Genomic DNA, 25547 nt, shown 5'->3' with positions numbered 1-25547 from the left:
TGACCAGGGAATTTGCCAAAGTAAACGCTTTATTGTTATATTTCTTCCTGTTGCCCAGCGCGATCACGTGTGAAGCAATACGGAGAATACTCCACAATGGCCTATGGTGTAATTGGCAACACAACGGTTTCTGGTACCGTCATTCTAGGTTCGAGTCCTGGTAGGCCAGCAGCAATAATATTGCTAGTTCTAAGCCCCGTTCGTCTAGAGGCCTAGGACGCCGGCCTCTCACGCCGGTAACACGGGTTCGAATCCCGTACGGGGTACCACGATAGCCTTACCCAAACCTAGGTCATGAGTAACACGGTCTGGGTTGGTTGATGAAGATGCGAAGCGCTCACCACCACTGGTGAGCGCTTCGTTGTTGCAGACGGTGTTGGTGACCGGGCAGTCCACTTGGTTGTCCCGGTTTTCTCGTGTGTTGTCCTGCAACAAGGTCGCACTGCGGTGTCGTGCGACGTTGTGCATTCGTCGGCTGGTCAGCCAGTCGAAGGGCCGCCGCAGGTCGGCTGCCAGATTGGCGTCGCTGCTGGCGTCGGCCAGCAGGCGCGGCGCTGCGGCCTGCTGCAACGGCCCGTCGTCGCTCTCTCCTATCGGGCAGTCGCCAGCTGCTGCATCGGTCGCGTTCCTGCCTCCGTCATCATTCGTTCCATCTTTCGGCAGGATGACGCGGCCGTCGTCATCGACCAATGGATTGACCAGTACGCGCTCAAAGAACACCTGGTTGAGCAGCTTCTTCAGGTGGGCGGGTGCCGCCGTGTAGAGGCGGTGGCAGTCTTCGAGGAGGTCAAGGGCTTGGGTGAGGCGTTGGCGGACTTCGGTTATGTCGGCCTGGTAGGCGGTCAGCTGGCGCTCGATATGGTCGAGCTCGGCCGTGAGCTGGGTCTGTTCCTCCTTGAGCAGCTCCAGGGGGACGGCACCTTCGTAGTGGGCGTGCATCAGGCGGCGGCGCTTGTCTTCGATGTTCGTCCGCCTGGTGGTGAGGGAGCGGATTGTCCGATCTTTGTCGCGCTCAAGGTGCCGTAGCTCCTCCCGGACGTACTGCTCTACGAGCTGGCGATCCTGGCTGCTGAGCTGGATCGTCCGGTAGAGGTCACTCATGCGTTCTTCGACGACGTCGATCAGGACGGCGCGGAAGGAGCAGTCGTGAGTTCGCTGCCGCCTAGCACAGATGAAGTAGGGGTACAGGTCGCCTTTGCTGTTGCGTGTGTTCTGCACCAGTAGGCGGGCACCGCACAGGCCGCAGTACACCGTCGTTTTGAGGTGGTGGTTGTGTTGGCGTCGCGTTCTCCGAAGCGATGAGAGTCCAGCACGGCCTGCACCTGGCTCCAGGTCTCTTCATCCACCAAGGGTTCGTGTGCTCCGGGGTACTCCACGCCTTGGAAGGAGATGACGCCCTTGTAGTACGGGTGGCGCAGCATGCGGTGCAGCTGAGCGCCCGTCACTGCCTTGGCTGGCTTGCGGGCCGTTGGCACGGTCGTCAGCCCACGATCGTGCAGGTGCGCAGCGAGCCTCTTGGTCGTCCACTGCCCCGTCGCATACTCGGTGAAGGCTAGCCGGATGAGCGGTGCACGCTCCTCATCGAGGGCGATGGTGCGGATCTCTCGGCCGTTCTCGTCCCTTGCACGCACGTTGAGGTAGCCGAGCGGTGCCTTGCCCAGTGTCCCACCATTCCTGGCCTTTTCTCCCATCCCCTTGATGGTCCGTGCTCAAAACAATACGAACATACAGCATCTAGAATACTTTGTGCATTATCTAACGTTGCTGTAACATGAATTTTCCACCCTTGTATAGGAAGCTCTGTATTGGGGCTCGTCAAACTAGTCCAAGGTCCGTGAATATGTTTACTCCATTCTTTCGGAATGTCTACCTTGTAAGGGTCTATCGCAGCAGACTTGGATGGGACATAAAATGGCGACCCATCTTGGCAGAATTCGAGGTACTTCATATCCAGCGGCATTATATCTCCTTACGTTTCGCCAACGTCGGTCACATTGCGGATTAAATAATACTGAGAGCTGAAAAGACTACATAGATCAAGTCCTATTCGTTCGCCAGAGTATGTCCAATCGGAGCACTGTACGCCTTTTTAACTGGTGCCAAAAGAACGATAGATAATGAGATAAACGAAACGCTAGCTACAACCATCAGTGGGCCGATAGCTGGATCCGGCAGGAAGCCTAGGCCCGCCTTATAGAAAAATAGTGCTTCTCCTACTGCGGTCACAATGAGAGGTACGCTCGACAGCAATAAGGCGGTGCAGGTGTATAGTAAAGACTCAATAACTGCTTGACTCCGGATTTGCTTGATGGTACTTCCTCCACACCGAAGGATGGCAAACTCTCGCTGTCGGGAACGAGAAGTCATAGCCACCACGGCGATAGCTCCTAAAAGCGCCATCAAACCGAGAATAGCAATCATAACGAGAGTATCGAGTTGATTGATCTTATTGGGAAGGTGAGCTGATACCACTACAGATTCTGTAGTGTACAAATTGGTCATTAAAGCGGCGGTAAATGAGAATCCTAATCCAAGTAATGCCACAGCGCTACCAGACAGCGATGCGCGCCAGCTCGTTGAGCGACGGGCGACAAGCCATGGTCCACCAAGATGCGCCAATGGTGACGACCAAACTTTTAATAGACCCGGCACGAGAGCCGGAGCAATAATAACAGACAGAATAGAGATCAATATGGCTGCAAGCATTGCTTGACCGCCGCCAGCGGGTAATCCATCGTCTATCTTCCGTGGTTGACTGGTGAACGCCAGGAATAGCTGGCCTGCGCAGATCAGACTCCATAACGCGCCCAGACCCCATCGAGTTAGACTCATACGACGAATAGAGAGACTCATTTCGCGAATAGCTTCAGTAGCTGGAACTTTAACAGCTGTTCTTGCTGGCCCGAAAGCTCCCAGAACAGCGATTCCTACTACCGAAACGGCTGTAAAAAGAATCGTGGTCGGTGTTTGAATCACTTCGATGGCGCCCATTTTTTCGGACGCTATACGGGTGAGGATCGAAGAAAAAGTTTGATCAACTAGGATCCCCACTAGTATACCGGGAATGCACGACACTAAACCTAGTGTCGCTATAGTCATAATGACGCTCAAGAACACTTGCCGTGGTACGGCTCCCGCTAATCGCCAGCGAGCCCAATTCGTGCGTAGTGCCTGTACGCATGATTGTCCGACAACGGCAACCACTGGGATAGCAACTAATGCCGAATAAATGTAGATCGATAGTCCACTCATTTCAAGTTCCGCCGGACTAACCCCAGATGCTCTAGCAGTAGCTACTACTTCAGGCCTGATGACTGAAAATCTATGGGCTAGACACACATTTACTAATGTTGCAGCGAAAGCTAACACTAACACTGTACCAGACCATGATTTCCATTGAGATAGCAAGGAGCGCAATATGTACCGTGTCATAATTCTATTCTTCCTCAACAGCGTTATTCATTATCGAGAGTAGAATCTCCGAACTAATTCCACTGTCTAAGCGACTAATGATATGTCCGTCACGCAGAATCATTACTGAGTCAGCCAAGGAAGCGGCATTCAAATCGTGAGTGACCAACACAACTGTGACGCCATCGTCGGCTAAGCGGCGAAGTTCGTAGAGAACGACAGAAGCGGATCTAGTATCTAATGCGCCCGTTGGTTCGTCGGCAAATACGATAGCCGGGCGCCTGTAAAGAATTCTACCTAAAGCTACTCGCTGCTGCTCACCCCCCGACAACGTACTAGTCAACGAATTGGTTCGTGATTCTAATCTCAGTCTAGAAAGCACTTCTTCTAGACGTCTTTGATCAGAACGCCGCCCTGCTAACGTATCCGATATGGCAATATTCTCACGCACGCTCAGGTATGGGACTAAGTTGTAGGATTGAAAAACAAAACCAACCTTGTCTCGATACAACTTTGCGATTTTCGCGGGCGACAGAGCATTGAGGTCCCTTCCCATCAGCGTAACTTGGCCTGAGGTGGCTGATTCTAGTCCTGCCAGGCATAATAATGCTGTTGATTTCCCTGATCCGCTCGGCCCGACCATACTCGTCATTCTTCCTTGCTCAATTGAGCAGGATATGCCGTGTAGAACTTCAACAGAAGTCGCATCTGGAACTGGAAATGACTTGCGCAGATTGTGTGCTGAAACAGCTATACCTGTCATCCTGACACTCCTTGGATGCTTGTTTGATTTCGATACATGACATCTCTTCTCGCCTTTGTTGGCCATTACAACAGTTTGAGCATGAGTTGTCTAGGAAATACTGCCGGTTGTCAGTTAATAATAATCATGTTGACACGACTCGCAACATTTCAATGATCCTTATATGACGTTTTGAACCGATAGGTCATGTCAAGATGTCTTCGTAACATGTTCGGTATACTGCCACTGTCGTCCTGGTGGTGCAAGTATTTTCAAAAGTTTTTCCGATTTCCTCCAATAATGTTGAGAATACGTGTTGGATTATGACATAGCTATAGATGATTCGACAATAGGTGTTTCTTTTAAATTTTTATTAATTAACAGGCGCTCTTGTTATACAGCTATTCTTGAATCACTTAATTGAGTTTGTAGTAATTATTGTTCTGATATTCTTTACTATAACCTCTTGAGATTTGCCATCTATCAGGTTTTCCCAGCGGCTGAATAAGCTTCAGTAGTTTCTTTATTCTTTCATGGTCAGTTTTGTGCGGCCACAGACAACTCAAAAACACTCAGAAATCTATTACACTTACCGGCCATGAGTATTCCCCTGACCTCACGACTGCAGCAGGCCATCACGCAGGCCGCCACATCCCATGATGGCCACTACCGGAAAGGCAGCACGAAACCCTACGTCACCCACGTGGTTTCCGTCATGCTTATCGCATCGGAATACACCGATGACGAGGACATTCTCGTCGCCTGCCTGCTGTACGACATCATGGAAGACCGCCCCGACACTTACAGCTTCGACCAGATGGCCGCCGACTTCGGGCCGCGGGTCGTCGACCTCGTGCAAGGCGTGACGAAAGACTCCACTCTGCCCGACTGGCGGGCCCGCTCCGACGCCTACCTGGCGCACCTGCGGCAGGCTGGCCCTGACGTGGCGCTTATCAGTCTATCCGATAAATACCATAATTTGACCAGCATTCTAGCTGACTATGAGCAGCTTGGCGACGTGTTATGGGAGCGGTTCAATGCGGGGAAAGCCGACCAACAATGGTGGTACACCATGGTCCTGGCTGCGGCTGAACCCCAGCTGCCGGACGGCCATCCGCTGGTGGCCTGCTACCGGGAGCAGCTCCAAAAACTGCAGGGCCTATAGGGCGGCACTGAGCTGCGTAGCAGCGGCTACGAGATGATCCGCCCATAGCGCGCCGGGGTGGGGTTTCAGCCGCTCCGCAGGCCCCGAGATTGACAAGGCCGCCACGAACAGGCCTTCACCGTTGAACACGGGTGCGGACAGGGATGCGAGGCCGACTTCGCGTTCACTGATGGATTCCGCCCAGCCCTGGTCCCGGGCCTCGTCAATGTCTTGCAGGGTGAAGCTGGGGTTTTCCGCCATGATGGTGGCTTTGAGGGCGGGGGAGGAGTAGGCCAAAAATATTTTCGCGGCCGACCCGGCGGTTAGTGGCAGCCTAGAGCCGGTGGGCACCGTGTTTTGCAGGCCACTGGCCGGCTCCTGGGCGGCGATACACACCCGGTGGGCGCCCGCCAACTGGTAGAGCTGGACCGATTCACCCGTATCGGCCATAAGGGCCGCCATGATGGGGGTTGCGGCGTCGACAAGCGTCGTGGCGCTGCGTGCCCCCAGGGACGTGAGCACCGCACCAATGGTCCACCGGCCATCAGCAGTGCGTGTGAGGATATGGTGGGTTTCTAGCGCGCTGGCAAGCCGATGCGCGGTGGCACGCGGCAGGCCGGTTGCTTCGCATAATTCCGTGAGCGACCGGGGTTTTTCCCCAATGGTGACGAGAATAAGCATCGCCCGGTCTAATACCTTAATTCCACTTGTGGTGGCGGGTGGTGTAATATTTTGTCCCATAGTGTGATATTACCATCTCATAAAATGAGATGACTATGCGGAAGTAGAGGTAACACAATCCATGACCAGCCCCGTGGATTCCCAACCCAAACTCACCCTGGCCGAAAAAGTCTGGCGCGACCATGTCGTCACCCACGGCACCGGTGACGAACCCGACCTTATCTTTATCGACCTCCAACTACTCCACGAAGTAACCTCCCCCCAAGCCTTTGACGGCCTTCGGCTTGCCGGCCGCACCCTCCGGCACCCCGAACTCCACCTCGCCACCGAAGACCACAACGTCCCCACCACCGGCATCAAAACCGGTGACCTGACCGAAATCGCCGACAGTATCTCCCGCACCCAAGTCTCCACCCTGCGGAAAAACTGCGAAGAATTCGGGGTACGCCTCCACGCCATGGGGGACATCAACCAAGGCATCGTTCACCAGGTTGGACCCCAACTTGGTGCCACCCAACCCGGCATGACCATCGTGTGCGGCGACTCCCACACCTCCACCCACGGCGCGTTCGGTGCCATGGCATTCGGCATCGGCACCTCCGAAGTCGAACACGTCATGGCCACCCAAACACTCGCCCTCAAACCGTTCAAAACTATGGCCATCAACGTCACCGGGGAACTCCAACCCGGCGTCACGGCCAAAGACCTCATCCTCGCCATCATCGCCAAGATCGGCACCGGTGGTGGGCAAGGACACGTCATCGAATACCGTGGTGAAGCCATCGAAAAGCTCTCCATGGAAGCCCGCATGACCATCTGCAACATGTCCATCGAGGCAGGTGCTCGCGCCGGCATGATCGCCCCCGACCAAACCACCTTCGACTACGTTTACGGCCGCGAACTCGCCCCCACCGGCGACGACTGGGACAAAGCCGTCGCCTACTGGAAAACGCTTCCCACCGACGAAGGCGCCACCTTCGACACCGAAATCACCATCGACGGTTCCGCCCTCACCCCCTTCGTCACCTGGGGCACCAACCCTGGCCAAGGCCTCCCCCTCAACGCGGTTGTGCCCTCACCCGACGACTTTACCAACGAAAACGACAAAAAAGCCGCCGAAAAAGCCCTCACCTACATGGGCCTTACCCCCGGCACCCCCCTGCGGGACATCAAAATTGACACGGTCTTCCTCGGCTCCTGCACCAACGCCCGCATCGAAGACCTCCGCACCGCAGCCCACATCATGAAAGGCCATAAAGTCGCCGACACGGTCCGCATGATGGTCGTGCCCTCCACCACCATGGTCAAACAACTCGCCGAAGCCGAAGGGCTCGACAAAATCTTCACCGAAGCCGGCGCCGACTGGCGCTCCGCCGGCTGCTCCATGTGCCTCGGCATGAACCCCGACCAGCTCAAACCCGGGGAACGTTCCGCATCCACCAGCAACCGAAACTTCGAAGGCCGCCAAGGCCCCGGCGGCCGCACCCACCTCGTGTCCCCCGAAGTGGCCGCCGCCACCGCCATCATGGGCACCCTCGCATCCCCCGCCGACCTGCCCACCCACACCACCAGCTAAACCACACAAGGAACCATCATGGAAAAATTCACCACCCACACCGGCGTCGGCGTTCCCCTCATGCGCTCCAACGTCGACACCGACCAAATCATCCCCGCCGTCTACCTCAAACGTGTCACCCGCACCGGCTTCGACGATGGACTCTTCAACAACTGGCGCACCAACGAACCCGATTTCGTCCTCAATCAAGACGCCTACACCCACGGCACCATCCTCGTCGCCGGCCCCGACTTCGGCACCGGCTCCTCCCGCGAACACGCAGTCTGGGCCCTCATGGACTACGGATTCAAAGTCGTGCTCTCCTCCCGCTTCGCCGACATCTTCCGCGGCAACGCCGGCAAAGCCGGCCTACTCGCAGCCCTCATGGACCAACAAGACATCGAACAACTGTGGCAACAGCTCACCGACCAGCCCGGCCTCAGCCTCACAGTCAACCTGGAAGACCGCACCGTCACCTGCGAAAACCACACCTACCGGTTTGATGTGGACGACTACACCCGCTGGCGGCTCATGGAAGGCCTCGACGACATCGGGCTCACCCTCCGCAAAGAAGCCGACATCGAAACCTACGAAGCCCACCGGCCCAGCTTCAAACCAGTCGTCAAATAAACCCCCACCTAGGGTCGTCGTCAAGCACACTACAACACCGCTAGCGGCGATTCTAAATAATCCGCGCCAGTTAGCGCCCCATCGGTAAACGACAACACCCACACGCTCGCCTTCTTCGCCACCGGCGAATCAATCGGCAGCGTGCCCCGCGCCGACAACCACGCCACCACATCGGGAATCATCAACCCCTGCGACACAATCACACTCGTCCCACCCAAACCGATAATCTCCGACACCCGCGCCTGCGACGCCACCAACTGCGCGCACCAACTCGCATCCCCCAACCGGGAATCCGTCACCACCGGCACCCCCACCGCATCCGCCAGCGGGGCAGCGGTCGCAACACACCGATCCGGCTCCGCCGCAAACACCGCCGTCGGCCCATACGGCGCCAACATCGACGCCAACGCCTTCGCCTGCCGCACCCCCTTAGCGGTCAACGGCCGCTTCTCATCCGGCACCCCCTCAGGGCGGGCCGCTTTCGCATGCCGCACCAACAACACCCGCGACGTCACCGGCGCCGCAGTAAGCCGCTTTACTGCCTTCGCCAACACCAGCCGGTCCGTGTCATACGACAACAACTCCCGCGCCGTATCCGCCGACAACCACCGAACCTCATCCACCTCATCATTCGGCACAAACTGCCCACCAATAACCTCAGCAACCCAGTAATACACCACCTTCGTCCGAGGCCCCTTCCCCCCAGACATTGTATCGGGCAGCGGGTACGTCACATGGCCTATCAGCTTCCCTAACCGCACCGCAAAACCCGTCTCCTCACCAACCTCCCGCACCGCCGTCACCGGCAACGATTCCCCCGCATCTACCTTTCCTTTCGCTAACGACCAATCGTCATACCCCGGCCGGTGCACACACGCAAACACCTGCCTCCCACCAGCGGCATCCGCGGCGCCATCGGCACTCGCGGCCCACCGCCACAACACTGCCCCTGCCGCCAACACTGGGCGGGCAAACCCCGACCCCGGATCCGCCGGCACCACCTGAAACCGACCAACCACACCCTGCGGAAAACCCCGACCAGCCACAACAACCATCCTTCACTTTTACGCGGAAAAACAACAATGAACTACCCCTCACCGTAAAACGCCCACCACCAAAACCCCAACCCGGCCCCATACCAAACCCACCCCAACACCCAAACACCACTAGGCTAATCTTTTAAAGAAACCTTTCACCAACCCCACCACCAAAACGCAAAACCTCACAAACAACCAAGGACACAACCGTGCCACACACCACAAACCACCACACACCAGAACACATCGCAGTCATGGGCGCCGGCTCCTGGGGCACCACCCTCGCCAAAGTCTTCGCCGACGCCGGCAGCACCGTCACCATCTGGGCCCGCCGCCCCCAAATAGCCGACACCATCAACACCCACCACCACAACCCCGACTACCTCCCTGGAATCCAACTACCCACCACCCTCACCGCCACCACCAACCCCACCCACGCCCTGGCCGGCGCCACCATCGTCGTCCTCGCAGTACCTAGCCAAACCCTCAGAGACAACCTCGCCACCTGGGCACCCCACATCCCCACAGACGCCACCCTCGTCAGCCTCGCCAAAGGCATCGAAACCGACACTTTCCTCCGCATGAGCCAAGTCATCGCCGACGTCGCCGGCGCCGACCCCAGCCGCATCGCCGTCCTCTCCGGCCCCAACCTCGCTAAAGAAATCGCCCTCCAACAACCCGCGGCCACCGTTATCGCCTGCACCGACGAGCACCGCGCCAAACAAGTCCAAGCAGCCGTCGGCGCCCCCTACTTCCGCCCCTACACCAACACCGATGTTATCGGCGCCGAAATCGGCGGCGCCTGCAAAAACGTCATCGCCCTCGCCTGCGGCATGGCCTCCGGCAACGGACTCGGCGAAAACACCCTCGCCTCCCTCATCACCCGAGGCCTTGCCGAAATCACCCGCCTCGGCACCGCCATGGGCGCCGACCCCCGCACCTTCGCCGGCCTCGCCGGCCTCGGCGACCTCGTAGCCACCTGCTCCTCACCCCTCTCCAGAAACCGCACCTTCGGCTACCGACTCGGTCAAGGCGGCACCCTCAAAGAAGCCACCCAAGCAACCAACGGCCAAGTCGCCGAAGGCGTCACCTCCTCCGCCGCCATCAACGCCCTCGCCCACACCCACAACGTCGAAATGCCCATCACCCAGGCCGTCTACGGCGTATGCCACCAAGGGCTCGCCGTCATCGACATGGTGGCAGCACTCATGGGCCGCACCAAAAAATCCGAATAACCCCACAAGAAAACCCCAGGTAACCCAAACGGCAGGCCCTAGGCAACTGGTACAGTAAAATACCGTGAGTCTGACTACTAAACCGATTAAAATTGCAATCATCTACGGCGGCCGGAGTTCCGAACACTCCGTCTCCTGCATCTCAGCCGGCGCCATCATGAGCCACCTCGACCCGGAAAAATACGAGCTGTACCCCATCGGCATCACCCAACAAGGCACCTGGACAGTGGGGGAGTCCGACCCGGAGAAACTCCGCAGCACAAACGGGGCCATGCCAACCGTCACCCTCACCAAAGAAGTATCCCTCGCCGCCGACCCGGCGCGCCGGGGGCAGTTCCGGTTTGCGGACGGTTCGGAGCATGTGACGGTGGATGTGATTTTCCCCGTGTTGCATGGGTTGTATGGGGAAGACGGGACGATTCAGGGGTTGTTTGAATTGTCGGGGGTTCCGTATGTGGGCACGGGGGTGTTGTCGTCGGCGTGCGGCATGGATAAGGAGTACACGAAGAAGCTGTTGGCTGCTGAGGGGCTGCCGGTGGGGAAGGAAGTCATTTTGCGGGGGGAGGAGACACTCACCCAGGCTGATTGTCAGTTGTTGGGGTTGCCGGTGTATGTGAAGCCGGCTCGGGGTGGTTCGTCGATTGGGATTAGCCGGGTGACCCGGTGGGAGGACATGGATGCGGCGTTGCGTGAGGCTCGTCAGTATGACACGAAGGTGATTGTGGAGTCAGAGATCATCGGTGACGAGGTGGAGTGTGGGGTGTTGGAGTACCCGGATGGCACGGTGGTGGCGTCGGTGCCGGCGCAGTTGGTGAACACGTCGGTGGGCCATGAGGGGTTTTATGGGTTTGATGCGAAATATGTTGATGGTGATGTTTCGGCGATGATTCCGGCCCCGCTTGACGACGCGGCGACGCGGCTGATTCAGTCGCTTGCCCGGGAGGCGTTTCAGGCGTTGCAGTGTTCCGGGTTGGCCCGGGTGGATTTCTTTGTGACCCAGGCCGGGCCGGTGCTCAATGAGGTGAACACCATGCCTGGGTTCACGCCGATTTCGATGTATCCGCAGGTGTTTGCGGCATCGGGGGTGCCGTATGCCGAGTTGTTGGATACGCTGATTGCTCGGGCGTTGGCGTAGGGGAGTGTTTGGCTAGGTTTGTGATTTGGGGTTTTTAGGCCGGCCGCGTTTGGGGATTTCCCGGTGTCTTTGGGGAGGCGGCCGGCTTTGCGGAGGTTTTCGCGCAACATCACCTCTATTTGGGCATTGACGCTGCGCATTTCCTGGTTGGCCCAGGCGGCTATGGCGTTGTAGACGGCTGGGTCGATGCGAAGCGGCACGCTTTTTCGGGGCATGGTTTAGGTGTAGAGGGATCCGGTGTTGATGACGGGTTGGGCATTGTTGTCCGAACACAATACCACGAGCAGGTTAGAGACCATGGTGGCGCGGCGTTCCGGGTCGAGGTCGACGATGTCTCGTTCGTCGAGTTGGCTGAGGGCGGTTTCTACCATGGATACGGCGCCGTCAACAATGGTTTCGCGGGCGTCGACGATGGCGGCTGCTTGTTGGCGTTGCAGCATGGATTGGGCGATTTCGGGGGCGTAGGCCAAGCTGGAGATGCGGGTTTCGATGATTTCCAGGCCGGCGATGGTGGCGCGGGCTGCGACTTCCTCGGCAAGTTCGGCGGAAACAATGTCGGTGGACCCGGAGAGTGAGGGGATGGTGGTGGTGTCGGTGGAGTCGTAGGGGTGGGTGGTTGCGACGTGCCGGAGGGCGGATTCGGCTTGGGAGTGGATGAAGTCGTCGACGTTTTCTACGGCGAAGGTGGCTTTGGCGGTGTCGGCGACCTGCCAGACGACGATAGCGCCGATGTTGATGGGGTTGCCGTTGAGGTCGTTGACTTTGATGGTGTTGGTTTCAAAGTTGCGGACTTTGATGCTGACTTTGGTGGGGTTGCTGAGTGGGGGGATGGCTCGGAGTCCGGTGTGGCGGATGGTGCCGATGTAGCGTCCGAAGAATTGGATGACTCGGGTTTCGCCGGGGCTGATGATGCGTATGCTGGTGAGCCCGAGAAGGCTGAGGATGAAGCAGCAGGCGCCGGCCAGTATGAGCGCAACACCCAGGGGGACGCTGATGGTGCCTGCGTCGAGTTTGGGGGCGGTGGAGCCGATGAGGAAAATTGCGGGGGCGATGAGGATGATGCTGATGAGGATGATGATGGTGGCGAGTCCGCCTCCTCCGGACCAGGATTTGCGTTCGGTGATGTCGACAGCGGTGCCGCTGTGGCCAACCGGGGTGGCGGTGATGTCTGGTGTGGACATTGGGGGCTCCTAACAAGCGAAGAATTAATCTGATATCACATTATATTAATGTGATATCACTTTTTCAAGACCTTGCTCGTTTCGGCGTCGTCAAGCATGCGCAGGCTGCGACTAGAGTTTTGACCGGATTGCCGCACTCACCTGCACTAATGCGGACTGCGCGGCCGCCTGTGGGGCGGAGAGCACTACCACCGGGTGCGCATCCACCGCGTACCACACGGATGCGGTGGTCCCATTGCCTAATGTGGTGTCCTCAAACCAGGGTGTGTCATTGACTTGCGATAATCGGGCCCCCGCCTCATAGGTTGTTGGGAACTCCACACCGCACCGCACCACGATGGGTTCCGCCCCCGGCGCGGTCCACGCCGCTAACTTCGGCGCCCCGGACGGCTGTTTCGCCCGCGAATACTGGGTTCCGCCAGCATCAATCGTGGCCGGCAGGGTGGAGAGTAGCCCGTTGCATTTCGACGTGTCCTCCCCCTCGGCCGCGGGTAGCTCCGATAGGGGGATCGGTGACCGGTTCGCCGAACCCGCGGGGAGCGCTGCCAGCGCATCGGAAAATGTGGTGATTACTTCCGGCATGGAATGTGACTGCAGTGCTTCCCCGTCGGCCGTGACCGCCACCACTTTATCCCGATCTGTTGTGTACCATGTTTGCAGTGTTGAGCCGGGAGTGGTGTCTGCCACCTGTAACCATTTCGTTCCCGCAACCTCCTCAAGCTGCGACAGGTCCGTGAGTTGTGCGGGCGCCGCCACCCCGCACCGCACGGTGATTTGCCGGCTCGCGGTTTTCTGCCACACCGCCACCCCGGCCGGGGCGGGGTCGGCAATCACCGCCCGCCGCAGCCCGATCACCGTTGTGGGCATGGCCGCGATGAAATCCCCGCATTCCGACGAATCTGCCGCAGGAGAATCCACCTCGGCGATCGCTACCGGTGTTTGATGCGCCCGCTCCGCCACCACTCGTGCCCCCACGATTACCCCCACAACCAAAAGTATCGCCAATACTAGGGCGATAATAATAGGAACCTTATTGATACCCTCATTCGCATCATGCATGGAGATCAGTGTAATCTGCGGAAAAACTGGGCCCAAGGTACCCCAACAATATGTGATATTGAAGACTGCAAGGATGATGTTCGTGACACGCATCGTAAAAACCCCAACCCCACACTTGCCGACGTCGGTGAACAGGCAGTCATTACCGCTATTGTCGCCCACGCCCCCAGCACCCGGAATGGTGACGATGCGGCGGTCCTCGACCATGCCGCCCCGAACTCCCGCACCGTGATTACCACCGACACCCTGGTCGAAGGCCGCCATTTTCGCCGTGACTGGTCTCACCCTGCCGAGATTGGGCGGAAAGCCATCACCCAAAACTTCGCCGATGTGGAAGCCATGGGGGCCCGGCCCATCGCGGCCCTGCTCGCCCTCAGCGCCCCGGGGGACACCCCGCTGGAATTTGTCGCCGACCTGGCCCGCGGTATCAACGAACGGGTCACCGACTATGATGCGGAACTCGTGGGCGGTGACGTCACCGACAATGATCGGATCACCATTGCGGTCACCGGTATCGGCCAACTTGGTGGTTCCCTCCCGCCGCTCCGGCTCGACCAGGCCCGGCCCGGCCAAATCCTCGTCGCCTCCGGGCACATTGGATATTCCGCCGCTGGCTATGCGCTGCTGAAAGAATTCGGTCGCGCGGGTGTTCCGGCCGAATTCGACCCGATGCTTCGCGCCCACTGCTCCACCATTTTGACCCCCGGCCGCGGGTTCGTGGCCCGTTCCGCCGGGGTGACGGCCATGACCGACAATTCCGACGGGCTCGTCCACGACCTGTATGTTATGGCGAAAAAATCTGCCGTCACCATCAACCTGGATTCCGCCGCCCTGCAACCTGATGATCTGCTTGTGCGGGCCGCTGAGCTGGTAGGGGCCGACCCGTGGGAGTTCATTTTGTCTGGTGGGGAAGATCACACGTTTATTGGTACAACGTTCGGCCCACCACCCACCGGATTCGTAGAAATTGGTACAGTGGTTCGACATAACTCCATGGGTGCCGTCACCCTTGATAGGGCAGCACCCCCCTACACCTACGGATGGGAAAGCTACTGACCGATGACTAACCAGTTCAACCAGCAAGAAGACCTGTTTTCCAGTGCGCACCAACCACTGACCACCAATGGGGACTATTTCTCCACCCTCAACATTGACGACTCCTGGCGGCAAGTTCTCGCCCCCATCGCCCCCGACATTAATGCCATGGGAGACTTCCTCGCCGCCGAACAGGCCGCCGGCTACACCATTGCGCCCCCGGAGGAAGACCGGTGGCGGGCCTTCCGTTACCCCTTCGATAAAGTGACCGTCCTCATCGTCGGCCAAGACCCATACCCCACCCCGGGCCACGCCATGGGCCTATCGTTCTCCCTCCGCCCCGAGGTGAAACCCCTGGCCAAAAGCCTGGTGAATATTTTCGCCGAACTCCAATCCGATCTCGGCGTCGATCGGCCCAGAAACGGTGATCTCAGCGCCTGGAGCGACCAGGGCGTCATGCTGCTCAACCGAGTCCTCTCCGTCCGCGCCCAAACCGGCGGGGCCGGCTCTCACAGGAAAAAAGGGTGGGAAAAAATCACCGACCATGTCATCACCTCCCTCGTGAATCGGGGCACTCCACTCGTCGCCATCCTCTGGGGTAAAGACGCCCAATCCCTCAGCCCCCTTCTTTCCGGGCACCCCAATGTGAAACAGATAAAGTCCGTGCACCCGTCCCCATTGTCCGCCAGCCGGGGCTTTTTCGGCTCCCGCCCATTTACCACCGCAAACTATTACCTCGGAAAGCTGGGTGCTCCGCAAGTCAACTGGGCGTTGTAGACTACTTTTCTATGGTAAACGTTGAGTATTTGGACGGGCCCGCGTTGCATAGGTGGCTCACCCGGGCCGTCGCTGAACTGGTCGCCCGCCGCGCCGAAATCAACAAACTCAACGTTTTCCCCGTCCCCGACGCCGACACCGGCTCAAACATGGCCCACACCATGGAAGCCGCCCTCGCCGAGGTGAATAACCTCCCGGCAGCCCACCAATGCGATATCACCAAACTCACCGCGGCCATTGCCGTTGGTGCGGTGAAAGGCGCCCGCGGCAACTCCGGCATGGTGCTGAGCCAAGTCCTCCGCGGGCTCGCCCAATCCGCAGTCTCCGACCGCATCACCGGACGCACCGTGCAACAAGCACTCACCACGGCCAATAAATTCGTCCACCACGCCATTATCGAACCAGTCGAAGGCACCGTCGTCACCGTCCTGCGGGCTGCCGCCATCGCCGCGAACCAAGCCCCCACCGACTCGCTTATCGACGTGCTCACCGCCGCCACCACTGCCGCCGCCATCGCCCTGGCCAACACCCCCTCCCAACTCGCCGTCCTCCGCGACGCCGGAGTAGTCGACGCCGGCGCCCAAGGCCTCGTCCTCCTCCTCGAAACCATGCTCGACGAAGTAAGCGGCGGCACCATAGAAACCAGCACCAACCCCAGCTTCCAACCACCAAAACCGAAAGCACTTTCGATTAAAGTGGTGGGGACGGCAGCCCCCGGAAGCGTCGACATGTTCACCCAACTCCTCGGCGCCACCCGCATCACCGCCCCCACCAACACCAAATCCAACCCTACCGAGCAGCCACAACAGGGAAAAACCCCACCCAAACCCCGCAGTCCCTTCGGCCAACCCACCCAACTCGCCCGCCTTTGGAACCACCAACCACCCACCATCGACACCCCACCCACAACCAGCAAAAACCCCACACCACCACCAACGCTAACCCCACCGTCCCAACCGAAACTACCCGCCCCCGCGTCGACTACCTCGAAGTCATGTTCTTCATCCAAAACGCCGACCTCAACCACGTCCGCGACCAACTCCAACCCCTCGGCGACAGCTTCATCATCGCCCCCATCAGCCCCCACTCCGCCAGCGTCCACATCCACACCCACCAAGCCGGAACCGTCATCGAAACCGCCCACCACCTCGGAAAAATCACCAACCTCCACATCGAAGCCCTCCCCGAAGCCACCACCACCAACCACCGCATCATCCTCGCACTCACCCCCACCGGACTCATCACCCACCTCTACCAATCCGCCGGAGCACTCACCATCAACCCCGGCGACGACATTGTCCTCGACATCGCCGCAGCCGCCCGCGCCAGCGGCGCCACCGAAATCATCCTCCTGCCCAACGGCATGCTCACCACCCACCAACTCGCCAGCATCGAACGCTCCAGCCACGCCTTCGAACAAGCACTCACCATCGTCCCCACCGGCACCATCATCCGCGGACTCGCCGCCCTCGCCGCCTGCAACAACACCCAACCCCTCGCCGTCGACGCCTACACCATGGGCGAAGCCGCCCAAGCCACCCGCACCGCCCGAATCATCACCGACCCCACCACCACCGAAATCCACGCCATCACCAACGACAAAAACCGCCACCCCACCACCCTCTGCACCACCACCAGCCTCCACCAAGCAATATCCCACACCCTCACCACCCTCATCGACCCCACCACCCGCCGCATCACCATCCTCATCGACGAAACCGCCCCCGAATTCTCCGCCAGCGACCTACCCAAATTCCACGGCGTAGAAATCATCACCTACCGCACCCAAAACCTCGGATCCCTCGCCGAAATCGGAGTCGAATAACCATGCTCAACTGGGAAGACAACCGCAAACTCACAGACCTCCTCCCCGAAAAAGAAGCCAAAACTATTCGCACCACCCTCGGCTACACCACCGCCAAAGAACTCCTCACCCACTACCCCCGCGCCTACGCCACCCACAACGACACCCCCTTCCTTAACCAAGCAAACGACGGCGACATAGTAACCTGCATCGGCGAAATCATCCACACCGCCACCATCCACACCAAAAAAACCACCACCATCTACACCATCACCATCCAAACCACCAACGAACTCATCAAAGCCACCTTCTTCCACGCCAAACCCCACCAAGCCGCCTGGTGCGAACGCACCCTCACCCGCGGCACCACCGCCATCTTCACCGGAAAAATCAAAACCTACCGCGGCGCCCCCCAACTCCAACACCCCGACTTCCTCCTCCTCAACACCCCCCACCCCACCAGCACCGGCGCCCTCAAACAACTCACCGCCTACGGCAACGACACCGACATCAGCAACTTCCTCACCAGCCTACCCGCCATCCCCATCTACCCAGCCCGCCAACGCATCACCACCTGGCGCATCCTCGGCGCCATCCACCACATCCTTGACCACACCAACCCCATACCCGACCCCCTCGGCCCCTTCACGCCCCCCGACCTCCCCACCTTCGACCGCGCACTCCGCGGCATCCACCAAGACGGCACCAACGCCTACACCTACCGCCACCGCCTCGCCTACAACGAAGCCCTCGCCCTCGCCCTCGTCATGGAAATCCGCCGCCACGACACCACCACCCGCCACGCCACCCCACTAAGCCCCCACCCCACCGGCGCCCCCCACCACCGCGAAACCCTCATCAACAACCTCCCATACACCCTCACCACCGGCCAACAAACCATCATCAACACCATCGCCACCGACCTCAACTCCCCCCACCCCATGCAACGCCTCCTCCAAGGCGAAGTCGGCTCCGGCAAAACCATCATCGCCCTCATAGCCATGCTCCAAGCCGTCGAAAACGGCAAACAATGCGCCCTCCTCGCCCCCACCTCCGTCCTCGCCCACCAACACGGACACAGCCTCACCGAACTCCTCACCAACGCCGGCATCAACCTCACCATCACCACCCTCACCGGCGACATGACCCCCACCCAAAAAAACCACGCCCTCCTCGCCATCATCTCCGGCGACGCCAACATCATCATCGGCACCCACGCCCTCATCCAAGACACCGTCGAATTCTATGACCTCGGACTCGTCATCATCGACGAACAACACCGCTTCGGCGTCGAACAACGCGACAGCCTCCGCACCAAAGGCAAAAACCACACCACCCCCCACCTCCTCGTCATGACCGCCACCCCCATACCCCGCACCATCGCCATGACCTTCTTCGGCGACCTCAACCACTCCACCCTCAACGAACTCCCCGGCGGCCGCCGACCCATCAAAAGCTACGTCGTCCCCGAATACCTCCCCAAATACACCACCCGCGCCTACGAAGTCATGCGCGAACACATCCACCAAGGCCACCAAATCTACATCGTCTGCCCCCGAATCAACGGCCCCGGCGGCGTACTCGAAACCCACCAACACCTCAGCGAAACCGAATTCAAAAACTACCGCATCGGCCTCCTCCACGGCCAACTCAAAGACGCCGACAAAGACACCACCATGCGCCAATTCGCCAACGGCGACCTCGACATCCTCATAGCCACCACCGTCATCGAAGTCGGCATCGACGTCCCCAACGCCACCATCATCATGATCCGCGAATCCGAAAACCTCGGCGTCTCCCAACTCCACCAACTCCGCGGCCGCGTCGGACGCGGCGGATATGACTCCATCTGCTTCTTCCACCACACCGCCGAACGCGGCACCCCCGCCGACAAACGCATATGGCAAATGGCCGCCACCACCGACGGCTTCCAAGTCGCCGAAATCGACCTCATCCAACGCCACGAAGGCGACGTATTAGGCACCAGCCAATCCGGCACCAACCGCAAAATCGCCTTCCTCAACCTCGCCCGCGACATAGGCCTCATCAACCGGGCCAACCGCGACGCCAAAAACATTGTCGCCCACAACCTTGACCTAGCCCGCCAACTCATCGCCGGCATCGACGACATCACCCAAGACTACCTGGACAAATCCTAACCCATTACCGAAACCCCACCACCGGTTTGCTAGGGTAGTCCCCATGAAAATCTATGCCCCCTTCGCCGGCATTGTGCACTACCATGTCGCAGCCGGTGACACCGTTACCACCGGACAAAAACTCGCAAGCGTCGAAGCCACCAAACTCGAAGCTGCCGTGATCGCGCCGGGGCCGGGCGTGGTGGTGGAGTTGAGCGTCGCCGATTTCGGTGATGTGGTGGGCGGCCAGGCATTGGTGGAGCTCGCGGATGGTTCGGAGCCGGCAACGTTGGTGGGGGAGGGGAAGTAAATGGGGATGACGCGCATTATTTCCGGTGAGGCCCGGGGCAGGAAGCTGCAGGTGCCGTCGGAGGGGACCCGCCCGACGTCGGATCGGGCGAAGGAGGGGCTGTTTTCGTCGCTGCAGGTGCGGTTTGGGTTTCAGGACGCTGTGGTGTTGGATTTGTTTGCCGGTTCGGGAGCGTTGGGGTTAGAGGCGGCCTCCCGGGGCGCTGCCGAGGTGGTGCTGGTGGAGTCGGATCCGCACACGTGTGCGGTGATTCGGCGGAACGCCGAGGCGGTGGGGCACCCGAATGTGCAGGTGATGCAGATGGCGGCATCGGCGTATGTGGCGCAGGCGCCCCGGAAGTATTTCGATATGGTGTTGGCGGATCCACCCTACGATTTGGCCCCGGAGACGGTGGTGGAGATGCTTGAGGCGTTGCGGCCGTTGCTGGTCGATGGGGCCGCGGTGGTGGTGGAGCGGCATCGGGATTCGCCGCACACCGAGTGGCCGGCGGGGTATACGCCGACGCCGCAGAAGCTGAAAAAGCGCACGTTTGGTATTGCGCGCATGGACATGGCGGTGTTTTCGGCTGATGATGGGGGAGAGGAGTAACCGATGGTTCATCGTGCCGTGTGCCCGGGGTCGTTTGATCCGATCACGATGGGGCATGTCGATATTTTCCGCCGAGCCGCACAACAGTTCGACGAGATGGTGGTGTTGGTGACGGGGAATCCCAATAAGCCATCCGGGTTGTTTAGTATTTCCGAGCGGGTGGAATTGGCGGAAAAAGCGGTGGCCGATTTGCCCAATGTGACGGTGGATTGGTGGGGTGGCCTGTTGGTGGATTACACCACCAAGCATGATATTGGGGTGATCGTCAAGGGGCTGCGGTCGGCGCTGGATTATGAGTATGAGGTGCCGATGGCGCAGATGAATCGCAGTCTGTCGGGGGTGGACACCATGTTTTTCATGACCAATCCGAAATACGGCCACGTGTCGTCCACGCTGTGCAAAGAGGTCATTAAATACGGCGGCGATATCCATGATGTGCTGCCCCCCGATGTGGAGGAGGCAATTCAGAAGAAATTGAGTGGTTAACGCTTTACGACGCCCTGAAGTGGGCATTGCCTTATTCTTTAGCCGTCGAAAAGCTTCACAGCATTGCAAATTCAACACTTGTTGAATTATGGTGGTGGTATGAGTGCACGAACCACCGCCGCGGTGGAAGTCGCCGACCTCCATATCACCCGCGCCAAAAACCACATCCTTCACGGACTCACCTTCACCCTCGACAAAGGCAGCATTACCGGGCTGCTCGGCCCCTCCGGGTGCGGCAAAACCACCCTCATCCGCGCCATCGTGGGCAGCCAACGCATCACCAGCGGCACCATCACCATCCTGGGCCAACCCGCCGGCAGCGCACAACTACGCACCACCGTCGCCTACGCCACCCAAAACCTCAGCATCTACCGTGACCTCACCGTCATGGCCAACATCACCTACTTCGCCCGACTCTACGGCGCAACCGACTACGACAACGTGCTCGAAACCGTGGGCCTCACCGACTACCGCACCACCCTGGTAGAAAACCTATCCGGCGGCCAAGCCAGCCGCGTGAGCCTCGCCTGCGCCCTCGTCGCCCACCCACAAGTGCTCATCCTCGACGAACCCACCGTCGGCCTCGACCCCGTCACCCGCAAATCCCTATGGGAAGTATTCCGCCAACTCGCCGACACCGGCATCACCATCATGGTCTCCAGCCACGTCCTCGACGAAGCCAACCACTGCGACAACGTGATCCTCATGCGCCGCGGCCGCATCCTCGCCCACGCACCCATCGACACGATCCAACAAGAAACCCACACCACCAACCCGGAAGCCGCCTTCCTCGCTTACATTGCGAACAATTCATAACTGGGGTCATCATGAAACATTTCGCCACCACCATCCGAATCGCCCAACAACTCAAAGCAGACAAACGCACCATCGCCCTCATCCTCATCGTCCCAGTCGTCCTACTGAGCCTGCTCTACTACGAATTCCACGAAGTACCAGCATCCCCCTTCGACCGCATCGGGCCCACCATGCTCGCCATACTGCCACTGACCATGATGTTCCTCATCACCTCAGTTGCTATGCTCCGCGAACGCACCACCGGCACCCTCGAACGCATCCTCACCACCCCCATCAACACCATCAATCTCATGGTGTCCTACGCCATCGTCTTCGGCGTACTCGGGCTCATCCAGGCCGGCATCCTCTGCTTCATGGTGCTCGGCCCCTTCAACGTTGACATCACCGGCCCCTGGCCCATGCTGCTGGTTATCGCGCTTCTCGACGCCTTCCTCGGCGTATCCCTCGGCCTTTTCGCCAGCGCCCTCGCCCGCTCCGAATTCCAGGCCGTCCAATTCATGCCCGTCTTTATCGCACCCCAACTCCTGCTCTGCGGCCTCTTCATCCCCCTCGAAGCGATGCCCAACATCCTCGAAACCATCGCCCGAATCCTCCCCATGACCTGGGCGGTTGAAGTAGTCCGCACCATTACCACCACCGACACCCTCGATACCAGCGTATGGCGCTACATCGGCGGGCTCATCATCCTCATCATTGTGGCCTTGTACGCATCCTCATTGACGATGCGGCGGACCACCAAGTAATACTTGGGGTATGGCGAAAACAAGCAAAGGCGACCAAACCCGGGCCCGAATCATCCGAGCGGCGCGGGAACTCTTCGCCGCCGCCGCCTACGACCGAGTAAGCGTCCGCAAAATAGCTGCCGCCGCCGGCGTGGACGCAGCACTCATCAACCACTACTTCGGAGGCAAAGAAAAACTCTTCTACGCCGTTGTTACCTACACCATCAACATGGACGAAGTAACCACCATGCTCACCACCACCCCCCGGGAACAACTAGGGGAAAGCATCATCCGCTACGCCGAAATCCTCTGGACCTCCCCGGCGGGCCAATCCTACCTCGCCGCCCTCCGGCACGCCATCGCCAGCAACGCCACCGCCACCTGGTCCATCATCTCCGACGCTATCCTGCCGCTCTCAGAACACATCCTGGACCCAGACGACCCCCACCGGGAAACCCGCATCGCCCTCCTCGTTAGCCAAATCTCCGGTGTGGCCACCACCCGATACCTCATTGGCATGGAACCCATGGCCAGCCTCGACACCGAAACCCTCGTCAAAACAGTAGGCCCCACCCTCCAACGCTACATCGACGGCGACCTGACCTAACCCCACCGGGAGGGCGTCGACAAGCAACAAATCAGTGCACGTTCGACTTCCCCTTAATCTTCACCTTGCCATACACCACCGCGCTCCCGTGCACCTGCGCCCGATCCTTCACCCGCACCCGACCATACAACTCCGCATGCTCAAACACCTGCGCATCATCCTCAATACGACACGAACCCGAAATCAACGCTGAACCAAACACCTGCGCATTCCCCAAAAACTTCACCTTGCCGCTAATCTCCACATCATCACGCACCTGCGCATTATCCATAATTGTCACCGAACCATTCACCTTCGCCTTCCCCCGCACCTGTGACTGCCCCGAAACCACCGCGCTACCCGAAACCTTCGCACCATCGGTCACCTGGGCATTATCCGTCACCACCACCGAACCAGACACCTTGGCCTGCCCCGAAACCACCGCACTACCCGAAACCACCGCGGAATCCATGACCCGCGCATCCTGACACACCACAGCCTCACCCATGACCCAAGCAGAATCCGACACATTATCCTCCGACTCCACCCAACCCCCAACATCACCAGCTACAACATTAAGCTCCGGCAAATCGACAAGCGCGCGAATCCGGTGCACCGTCACCCCCTCAAACACACGCTCATCACCAGTAAATTCGAAATGCTTAGCCACGAGACTGCTCCCTACACAACGGATGCTGAACAAAACACCTTAAATAATACCGCCAACCAGCAGGCAGCTAATCTGATTAATGGGTGTTTTACTGCACAATCAGCGGGGGAGCGGCGTGAAATAAAAGAAGAACCCGGAATCTTTCTGCAACAATAATTCCGGTAACATTCATAATCATGGCTCAATCGCAACAAGAAACACACCCTGTCCTCGACATATTTGGCGTGGAAGTTGCCGAAACGCCATCGAAAAACAAATCACAACGCACCCAAGGAGGCGAAACCCGCAGCGATGTGATTTTCTCCTCCTACCGGTCAGGAAATAGTGACGTATTCCCCAACATCCTTGCGCTCCACGTCCCAGAAGGCGCCACCATTGCAGATGTCACCTATGGAAAAGGAGTGTTTTGGCGCAACGTTAACCTCGACAACTACACATTACTGGCCACAGATCTTGCTACCGGAGTAGATTGCCGTGATCTCCCCTATGATGATGCCTCCCTAGACGCAGTTGTTTTAGACCCGCCCTACATGGAAGGTTTACTGCGAGCCAATAAAACCAGCAGTGCCGGTACCGGAACACACGCAGGATTTCGTGACTACTACAGCAATGGCACCGAATCCACTCTTCCCGGAGATAATGGCACCCCACCACCCAAATGGCATGCGGCAGTCACCGACCTATATTTCCGCGCCGGGCGAGAAGCATGGCGAGTTCTTAAAGACAACGGTGTCCTTATCGTCAAATGTCAAGACGAAGTATCCGCAAATAAGCAATGGTTAACACATGTAGAAATCATCAATGAATACGCCAACTACGGTTTTTACGCCAAAGATCTCTTTGTCGTCACCCGAACCAATAAAGCTGGAATCTCCCGAGTGAAAAAACAAGTCCATGCCCGGAAAAACCATTCTTATTTCCTTGTATTCATCAAACCGCGGCCTAAGCGACGCCGTGGTGCCTCTTCAAAATAGGTGAATTACTTTATTTTCCATGCGCGATCCAGCACATCTTGAAAATCAGTAGTGAATATGCCATCTGCTTTTAAAGGCCAAGTAAGATATTGCATTGATTTGATGAGCTTGGATTGCTGCAACGGAGAATACTTTTTATAAGAACTACGTTCCAAATCCACATTGAGAGCAAAAGCAAAATCCCAATTATCGGTAAAAGGACGGCAGTTTACTGCAAGAATATCAAATTCACCAACAAGTAAACATGTTGTATCGAGTGAAGTCCCATCGGAAAAATCTACCCTACGTCTGTCAGAAGCATCCACTTGGGTGCCACCCCTGAGTAATCGTGGATTTTCTTGAAGTAACCTGACAGAATTGGTTTGGATGGATTTTACCTCAATAATAAGCTCTTTTTCCTGATACCAAAGTCGTCGATCTCCTTTCTTTTTTCGGTCATGATCATCATCTTTCACACTCATAATATCTGTACGAGCATCAAGATATTTCTTACAGAACATGAATTCAGCCGCATACCCAAGCACAAGGCCCCGCATGGAAGGATTATCCAGAATCAATTTAGTAAAATCTATTTCATCCATATCCCAATCATCAAGCACACTGCGTAATCCAAGCATTCGAGTAACAATACGAAGTGGTGAAACCCCTAGACTTTGTGCAATTTGCGGCAATTCCTCAACGCGTAACGACCGTTCTCCACTTTCCAACTTCGAAATAAAAGACTGAGGTTTTCCCAGTCGTTGTGCAAGTTGGGATTGGGTGAGGGCTGCTTCCTCTCGGAATCCTGCAATGACATGAGCGATGGAATGCATAAAATAAACATCAGCCATC

Annotated in this window: 27 protein-coding genes, 2 tRNA genes and 3 pseudogenes; 19 read left to right on the top strand and 13 right to left on the bottom strand. The window is 58.2% G+C overall.

Going from position 1 to position 25547, the window contains the following annotated elements; all coding sequences use genetic code 11:
* The first annotated feature begins 97 nt into the window (after window positions 1–97).
* Window positions 98–169, top strand: a tRNA-Gln gene (locus tag HBA49_RS06615).
* 24 nt (window positions 170–193) lie between these two features.
* Window positions 194–269, top strand: a tRNA-Glu gene (locus HBA49_RS06610).
* On the opposite strand, the gene HBA49_RS13235 is transcribed toward HBA49_RS06610, so the two are convergent.
* The 5 genes and pseudogenes from HBA49_RS13235 to HBA49_RS06590 form a co-directional block, all read right to left on the bottom strand.
* Window positions 229–1218 carry a hypothetical protein gene (locus HBA49_RS13235; RefSeq protein ID WP_420888496.1) on the bottom strand — a complete coding sequence of 330 codons (990 nt, stop codon included), beginning with the start codon at window positions 1216–1218 and terminating at the stop codon, window positions 229–231. The two genes, HBA49_RS06610 and HBA49_RS13235, sit on opposite strands and share 41 nt — an antisense overlap.
* Window positions 1122–1691 carry a recombinase family protein gene (locus tag HBA49_RS06600; RefSeq protein ID WP_040432218.1) on the bottom strand — a complete coding sequence of 190 codons (570 nt, stop codon included), beginning with the start codon at window positions 1689–1691 and terminating at the stop codon, window positions 1122–1124. Before HBA49_RS06600 ends, HBA49_RS13235 begins: the two co-directional genes overlap by 97 nt.
* A 23-nt stretch (window positions 1692–1714) precedes the next feature.
* Window positions 1715–1948 (bottom strand): annotated as a pseudogene (locus HBA49_RS13280) (class III lanthionine synthetase LanKC N-terminal domain-containing protein); the annotation flags it as partial.
* Between the two features lie 95 nt (window positions 1949–2043).
* Window positions 2044–3252, bottom strand: coding sequence for an FtsX-like permease family protein (locus tag HBA49_RS06595; RefSeq protein ID WP_338107275.1), 1209 nt, complete (start codon window positions 3250–3252; stop codon window positions 2044–2046).
* A 184-nt stretch (window positions 3253–3436) separates the two neighbouring features.
* On the bottom strand, window positions 3437–4174 hold the full coding sequence (locus HBA49_RS06590; protein ID WP_040432216.1) for an ABC transporter ATP-binding protein: 738 nt from the start codon (window positions 4172–4174) through the stop codon (window positions 3437–3439).
* Window positions 4175–4751: 577 nt separating this feature from the next.
* Here HBA49_RS06590 and HBA49_RS06585 point away from each other — a divergent pair.
* Entirely contained in the window at window positions 4752–5318 is a 567-nt protein-coding gene (locus HBA49_RS06585; protein ID WP_005527030.1) for an HD domain-containing protein, read from the top strand.
* Here the strand turns inward: HBA49_RS06585 and HBA49_RS06580 are convergent.
* Window positions 5313–6038: an IclR family transcriptional regulator gene (locus tag HBA49_RS06580; RefSeq protein ID WP_005527171.1), complete on the bottom strand. Its 726-nt coding sequence runs from the start codon at window positions 6036–6038 to the stop codon at window positions 5313–5315. The genes HBA49_RS06585 and HBA49_RS06580 overlap by 6 nt on opposite strands.
* Window positions 6039–6099: 61 nt before the next feature.
* Between HBA49_RS06580 and leuC the strand changes: the two genes are divergently transcribed.
* Both leuC and leuD read left to right on the top strand, forming a co-directional pair.
* Window positions 6100–7554 (top strand): 3-isopropylmalate dehydratase large subunit, encoded by a 1455-nt coding sequence (gene leuC / locus HBA49_RS06575; RefSeq protein ID WP_005527389.1) that lies wholly within the window; start codon window positions 6100–6102, stop codon window positions 7552–7554.
* An 18-nt stretch (window positions 7555–7572) separates the two neighbouring features.
* Window positions 7573–8163, top strand: a complete 591-nt coding sequence (gene leuD / locus HBA49_RS06570) for a 3-isopropylmalate dehydratase small subunit (protein ID WP_005527192.1) — start codon at window positions 7573–7575, stop codon at window positions 8161–8163.
* A 29-nt stretch (window positions 8164–8192) separates the two neighbouring features.
* Here the strand turns inward: leuD and HBA49_RS06565 are convergent, their stop codons facing one another.
* Window positions 8193–9218, bottom strand: coding sequence for an NUDIX hydrolase (locus tag HBA49_RS06565; RefSeq protein WP_050773728.1), 1026 nt, complete (start codon window positions 9216–9218; stop codon window positions 8193–8195).
* A 191-nt stretch (window positions 9219–9409) separates the two neighbouring features.
* On the opposite strand from HBA49_RS06565, the gene HBA49_RS06560 reads away from it, so the two are divergent.
* Both HBA49_RS06560 and HBA49_RS06555 read left to right on the top strand, forming a co-directional pair.
* Window positions 9410–10435, top strand: coding sequence for an NAD(P)H-dependent glycerol-3-phosphate dehydrogenase (locus HBA49_RS06560; RefSeq protein ID WP_005527238.1), 1026 nt, complete (start codon window positions 9410–9412; stop codon window positions 10433–10435).
* Window positions 10436–10499: 64 nt separating this feature from the next.
* Window positions 10500–11570, top strand: coding sequence for a D-alanine--D-alanine ligase family protein (locus tag HBA49_RS06555; protein ID WP_005527087.1), 1071 nt, complete (start codon window positions 10500–10502; stop codon window positions 11568–11570).
* Window positions 11571–11582: 12 nt separating this feature from the next.
* Here HBA49_RS06555 and HBA49_RS12975 read toward each other — a convergent pair.
* From HBA49_RS12975 to HBA49_RS06545, 3 genes and pseudogenes are all read right to left on the bottom strand, one after another.
* A pseudogene (locus HBA49_RS12975) lies at window positions 11583–11785 on the bottom strand (type II toxin-antitoxin system antitoxin).
* 3 nt (window positions 11786–11788) lie between these two features.
* Window positions 11789–12751 (bottom strand): SPFH domain-containing protein, encoded by a 963-nt coding sequence (locus tag HBA49_RS06550; protein ID WP_005527223.1) that lies wholly within the window; start codon window positions 12749–12751, stop codon window positions 11789–11791.
* A gap of 111 nt (window positions 12752–12862) precedes the next feature.
* A complete protein-coding gene (locus tag HBA49_RS06545) occupies window positions 12863–13810 on the bottom strand; it encodes a DUF3515 domain-containing protein (RefSeq protein ID WP_040432213.1) in 948 nt (315 codons plus the stop codon).
* Between HBA49_RS06545 and HBA49_RS06540 the strand changes: the two genes are divergently transcribed.
* Together HBA49_RS06540 and HBA49_RS06535 are read left to right on the top strand one after the other, a co-directional pair.
* The gene (locus HBA49_RS06540) at window positions 13805–14866 is read left to right on the top strand and encodes a thiamine-phosphate kinase (RefSeq protein WP_208634949.1); all 1062 of its coding nucleotides are present in this window, start codon (window positions 13805–13807) and stop codon (window positions 14864–14866) included. The two genes, HBA49_RS06545 and HBA49_RS06540, sit on opposite strands and share 6 nt — an antisense overlap.
* Window positions 14867–14869: 3 nt before the next feature.
* Complete coding sequence (locus HBA49_RS06535; protein WP_005527365.1) at window positions 14870–15622, top strand: uracil-DNA glycosylase; 753 nt, start codon at window positions 14870–14872, stop codon at window positions 15620–15622.
* 1 nt (window position 15623) lies between these two features.
* Here the strand turns inward: HBA49_RS06535 and HBA49_RS13230 are convergent, their stop codons facing one another.
* Entirely contained in the window at window positions 15624–15773 is a 150-nt protein-coding gene (locus HBA49_RS13230) for a hypothetical protein (protein ID WP_425267531.1), read from the bottom strand.
* Here HBA49_RS13230 and HBA49_RS13225 point away from each other — a divergent pair.
* The 9 genes and pseudogenes from HBA49_RS13225 to HBA49_RS06495 form a co-directional block, all read left to right on the top strand.
* A pseudogene (locus HBA49_RS13225) lies at window positions 15772–16176 on the top strand (DAK2 domain-containing protein); the annotation flags it as partial. The gene HBA49_RS13230 and the pseudogene HBA49_RS13225 overlap by 2 nt on opposite strands.
* 314 nt (window positions 16177–16490) lie before the next feature.
* Window positions 16491–17447 (top strand): hypothetical protein, encoded by a 957-nt coding sequence (locus HBA49_RS13220; protein ID WP_244248363.1) that lies wholly within the window; start codon window positions 16491–16493, stop codon window positions 17445–17447.
* Window positions 17448–17449: 2 nt separating this feature from the next.
* Window positions 17450–19585, top strand: coding sequence for an ATP-dependent DNA helicase RecG (locus tag HBA49_RS06525; protein WP_005527226.1), 2136 nt, complete (start codon window positions 17450–17452; stop codon window positions 19583–19585).
* A gap of 43 nt (window positions 19586–19628) precedes the next feature.
* On the top strand, window positions 19629–19874 hold the full coding sequence (locus HBA49_RS06520) for a biotin/lipoyl-containing protein (RefSeq protein ID WP_005527051.1): 246 nt from the start codon (window positions 19629–19631) through the stop codon (window positions 19872–19874).
* A gap of 6 nt (window positions 19875–19880) precedes the next feature.
* Complete coding sequence (gene rsmD, locus HBA49_RS06515) at window positions 19881–20462, top strand: 16S rRNA (guanine(966)-N(2))-methyltransferase RsmD (RefSeq protein WP_005527522.1); 582 nt, start codon at window positions 19881–19883, stop codon at window positions 20460–20462.
* 3 nt (window positions 20463–20465) lie between these two features.
* Window positions 20466–20948, top strand: coding sequence for a pantetheine-phosphate adenylyltransferase (gene coaD / locus HBA49_RS06510; protein WP_005527512.1), 483 nt, complete (start codon window positions 20466–20468; stop codon window positions 20946–20948).
* Between the two features lie 99 nt (window positions 20949–21047).
* Window positions 21048–21764: an ABC transporter ATP-binding protein gene (locus HBA49_RS06505; protein ID WP_005522987.1), complete on the top strand. Its 717-nt coding sequence runs from the start codon at window positions 21048–21050 to the stop codon at window positions 21762–21764.
* An 11-nt stretch (window positions 21765–21775) separates the two neighbouring features.
* Window positions 21776–22507: an ABC transporter permease gene (locus tag HBA49_RS06500; RefSeq protein WP_005527174.1), complete on the top strand. Its 732-nt coding sequence runs from the start codon at window positions 21776–21778 to the stop codon at window positions 22505–22507.
* Window positions 22508–22517: 10 nt separating this feature from the next.
* The gene (locus HBA49_RS06495) at window positions 22518–23093 is read left to right on the top strand and encodes a TetR/AcrR family transcriptional regulator (RefSeq protein ID WP_005522984.1); all 576 of its coding nucleotides are present in this window, start codon (window positions 22518–22520) and stop codon (window positions 23091–23093) included.
* 31 nt (window positions 23094–23124) lie between these two features.
* Here the strand turns inward: HBA49_RS06495 and HBA49_RS06490 are convergent, their stop codons facing one another.
* A complete protein-coding gene (locus HBA49_RS06490; RefSeq protein WP_208634960.1) occupies window positions 23125–23742 on the bottom strand; it encodes a glucose-1-phosphate adenylyltransferase in 618 nt (205 codons plus the stop codon).
* A 176-nt stretch (window positions 23743–23918) separates the two neighbouring features.
* On the opposite strand from HBA49_RS06490, the gene HBA49_RS06485 reads away from it, so the two are divergent.
* Window positions 23919–24716 (top strand): DNA methyltransferase, encoded by a 798-nt coding sequence (locus HBA49_RS06485; RefSeq protein ID WP_005527519.1) that lies wholly within the window; start codon window positions 23919–23921, stop codon window positions 24714–24716.
* 5 nt (window positions 24717–24721) lie between these two features.
* Here HBA49_RS06485 and HBA49_RS06480 read toward each other — a convergent pair whose 3' ends face one another.
* Window positions 24722–25546: a helix-turn-helix domain-containing protein gene (locus tag HBA49_RS06480; RefSeq protein WP_005527381.1), complete on the bottom strand. Its 825-nt coding sequence runs from the start codon at window positions 25544–25546 to the stop codon at window positions 24722–24724.
* Window position 25547: the final 1 nt, after the last annotated feature.

Source organism: Corynebacterium matruchotii (assembly GCF_011612265.2).
Lineage (GTDB): Bacteria > Actinomycetota > Actinomycetes > Mycobacteriales > Mycobacteriaceae > Corynebacterium > Corynebacterium matruchotii.
The sequence above is the reverse complement of the archived record's forward strand: the minus strand, read 5'-3'. Positions and strand labels throughout refer to the sequence as shown.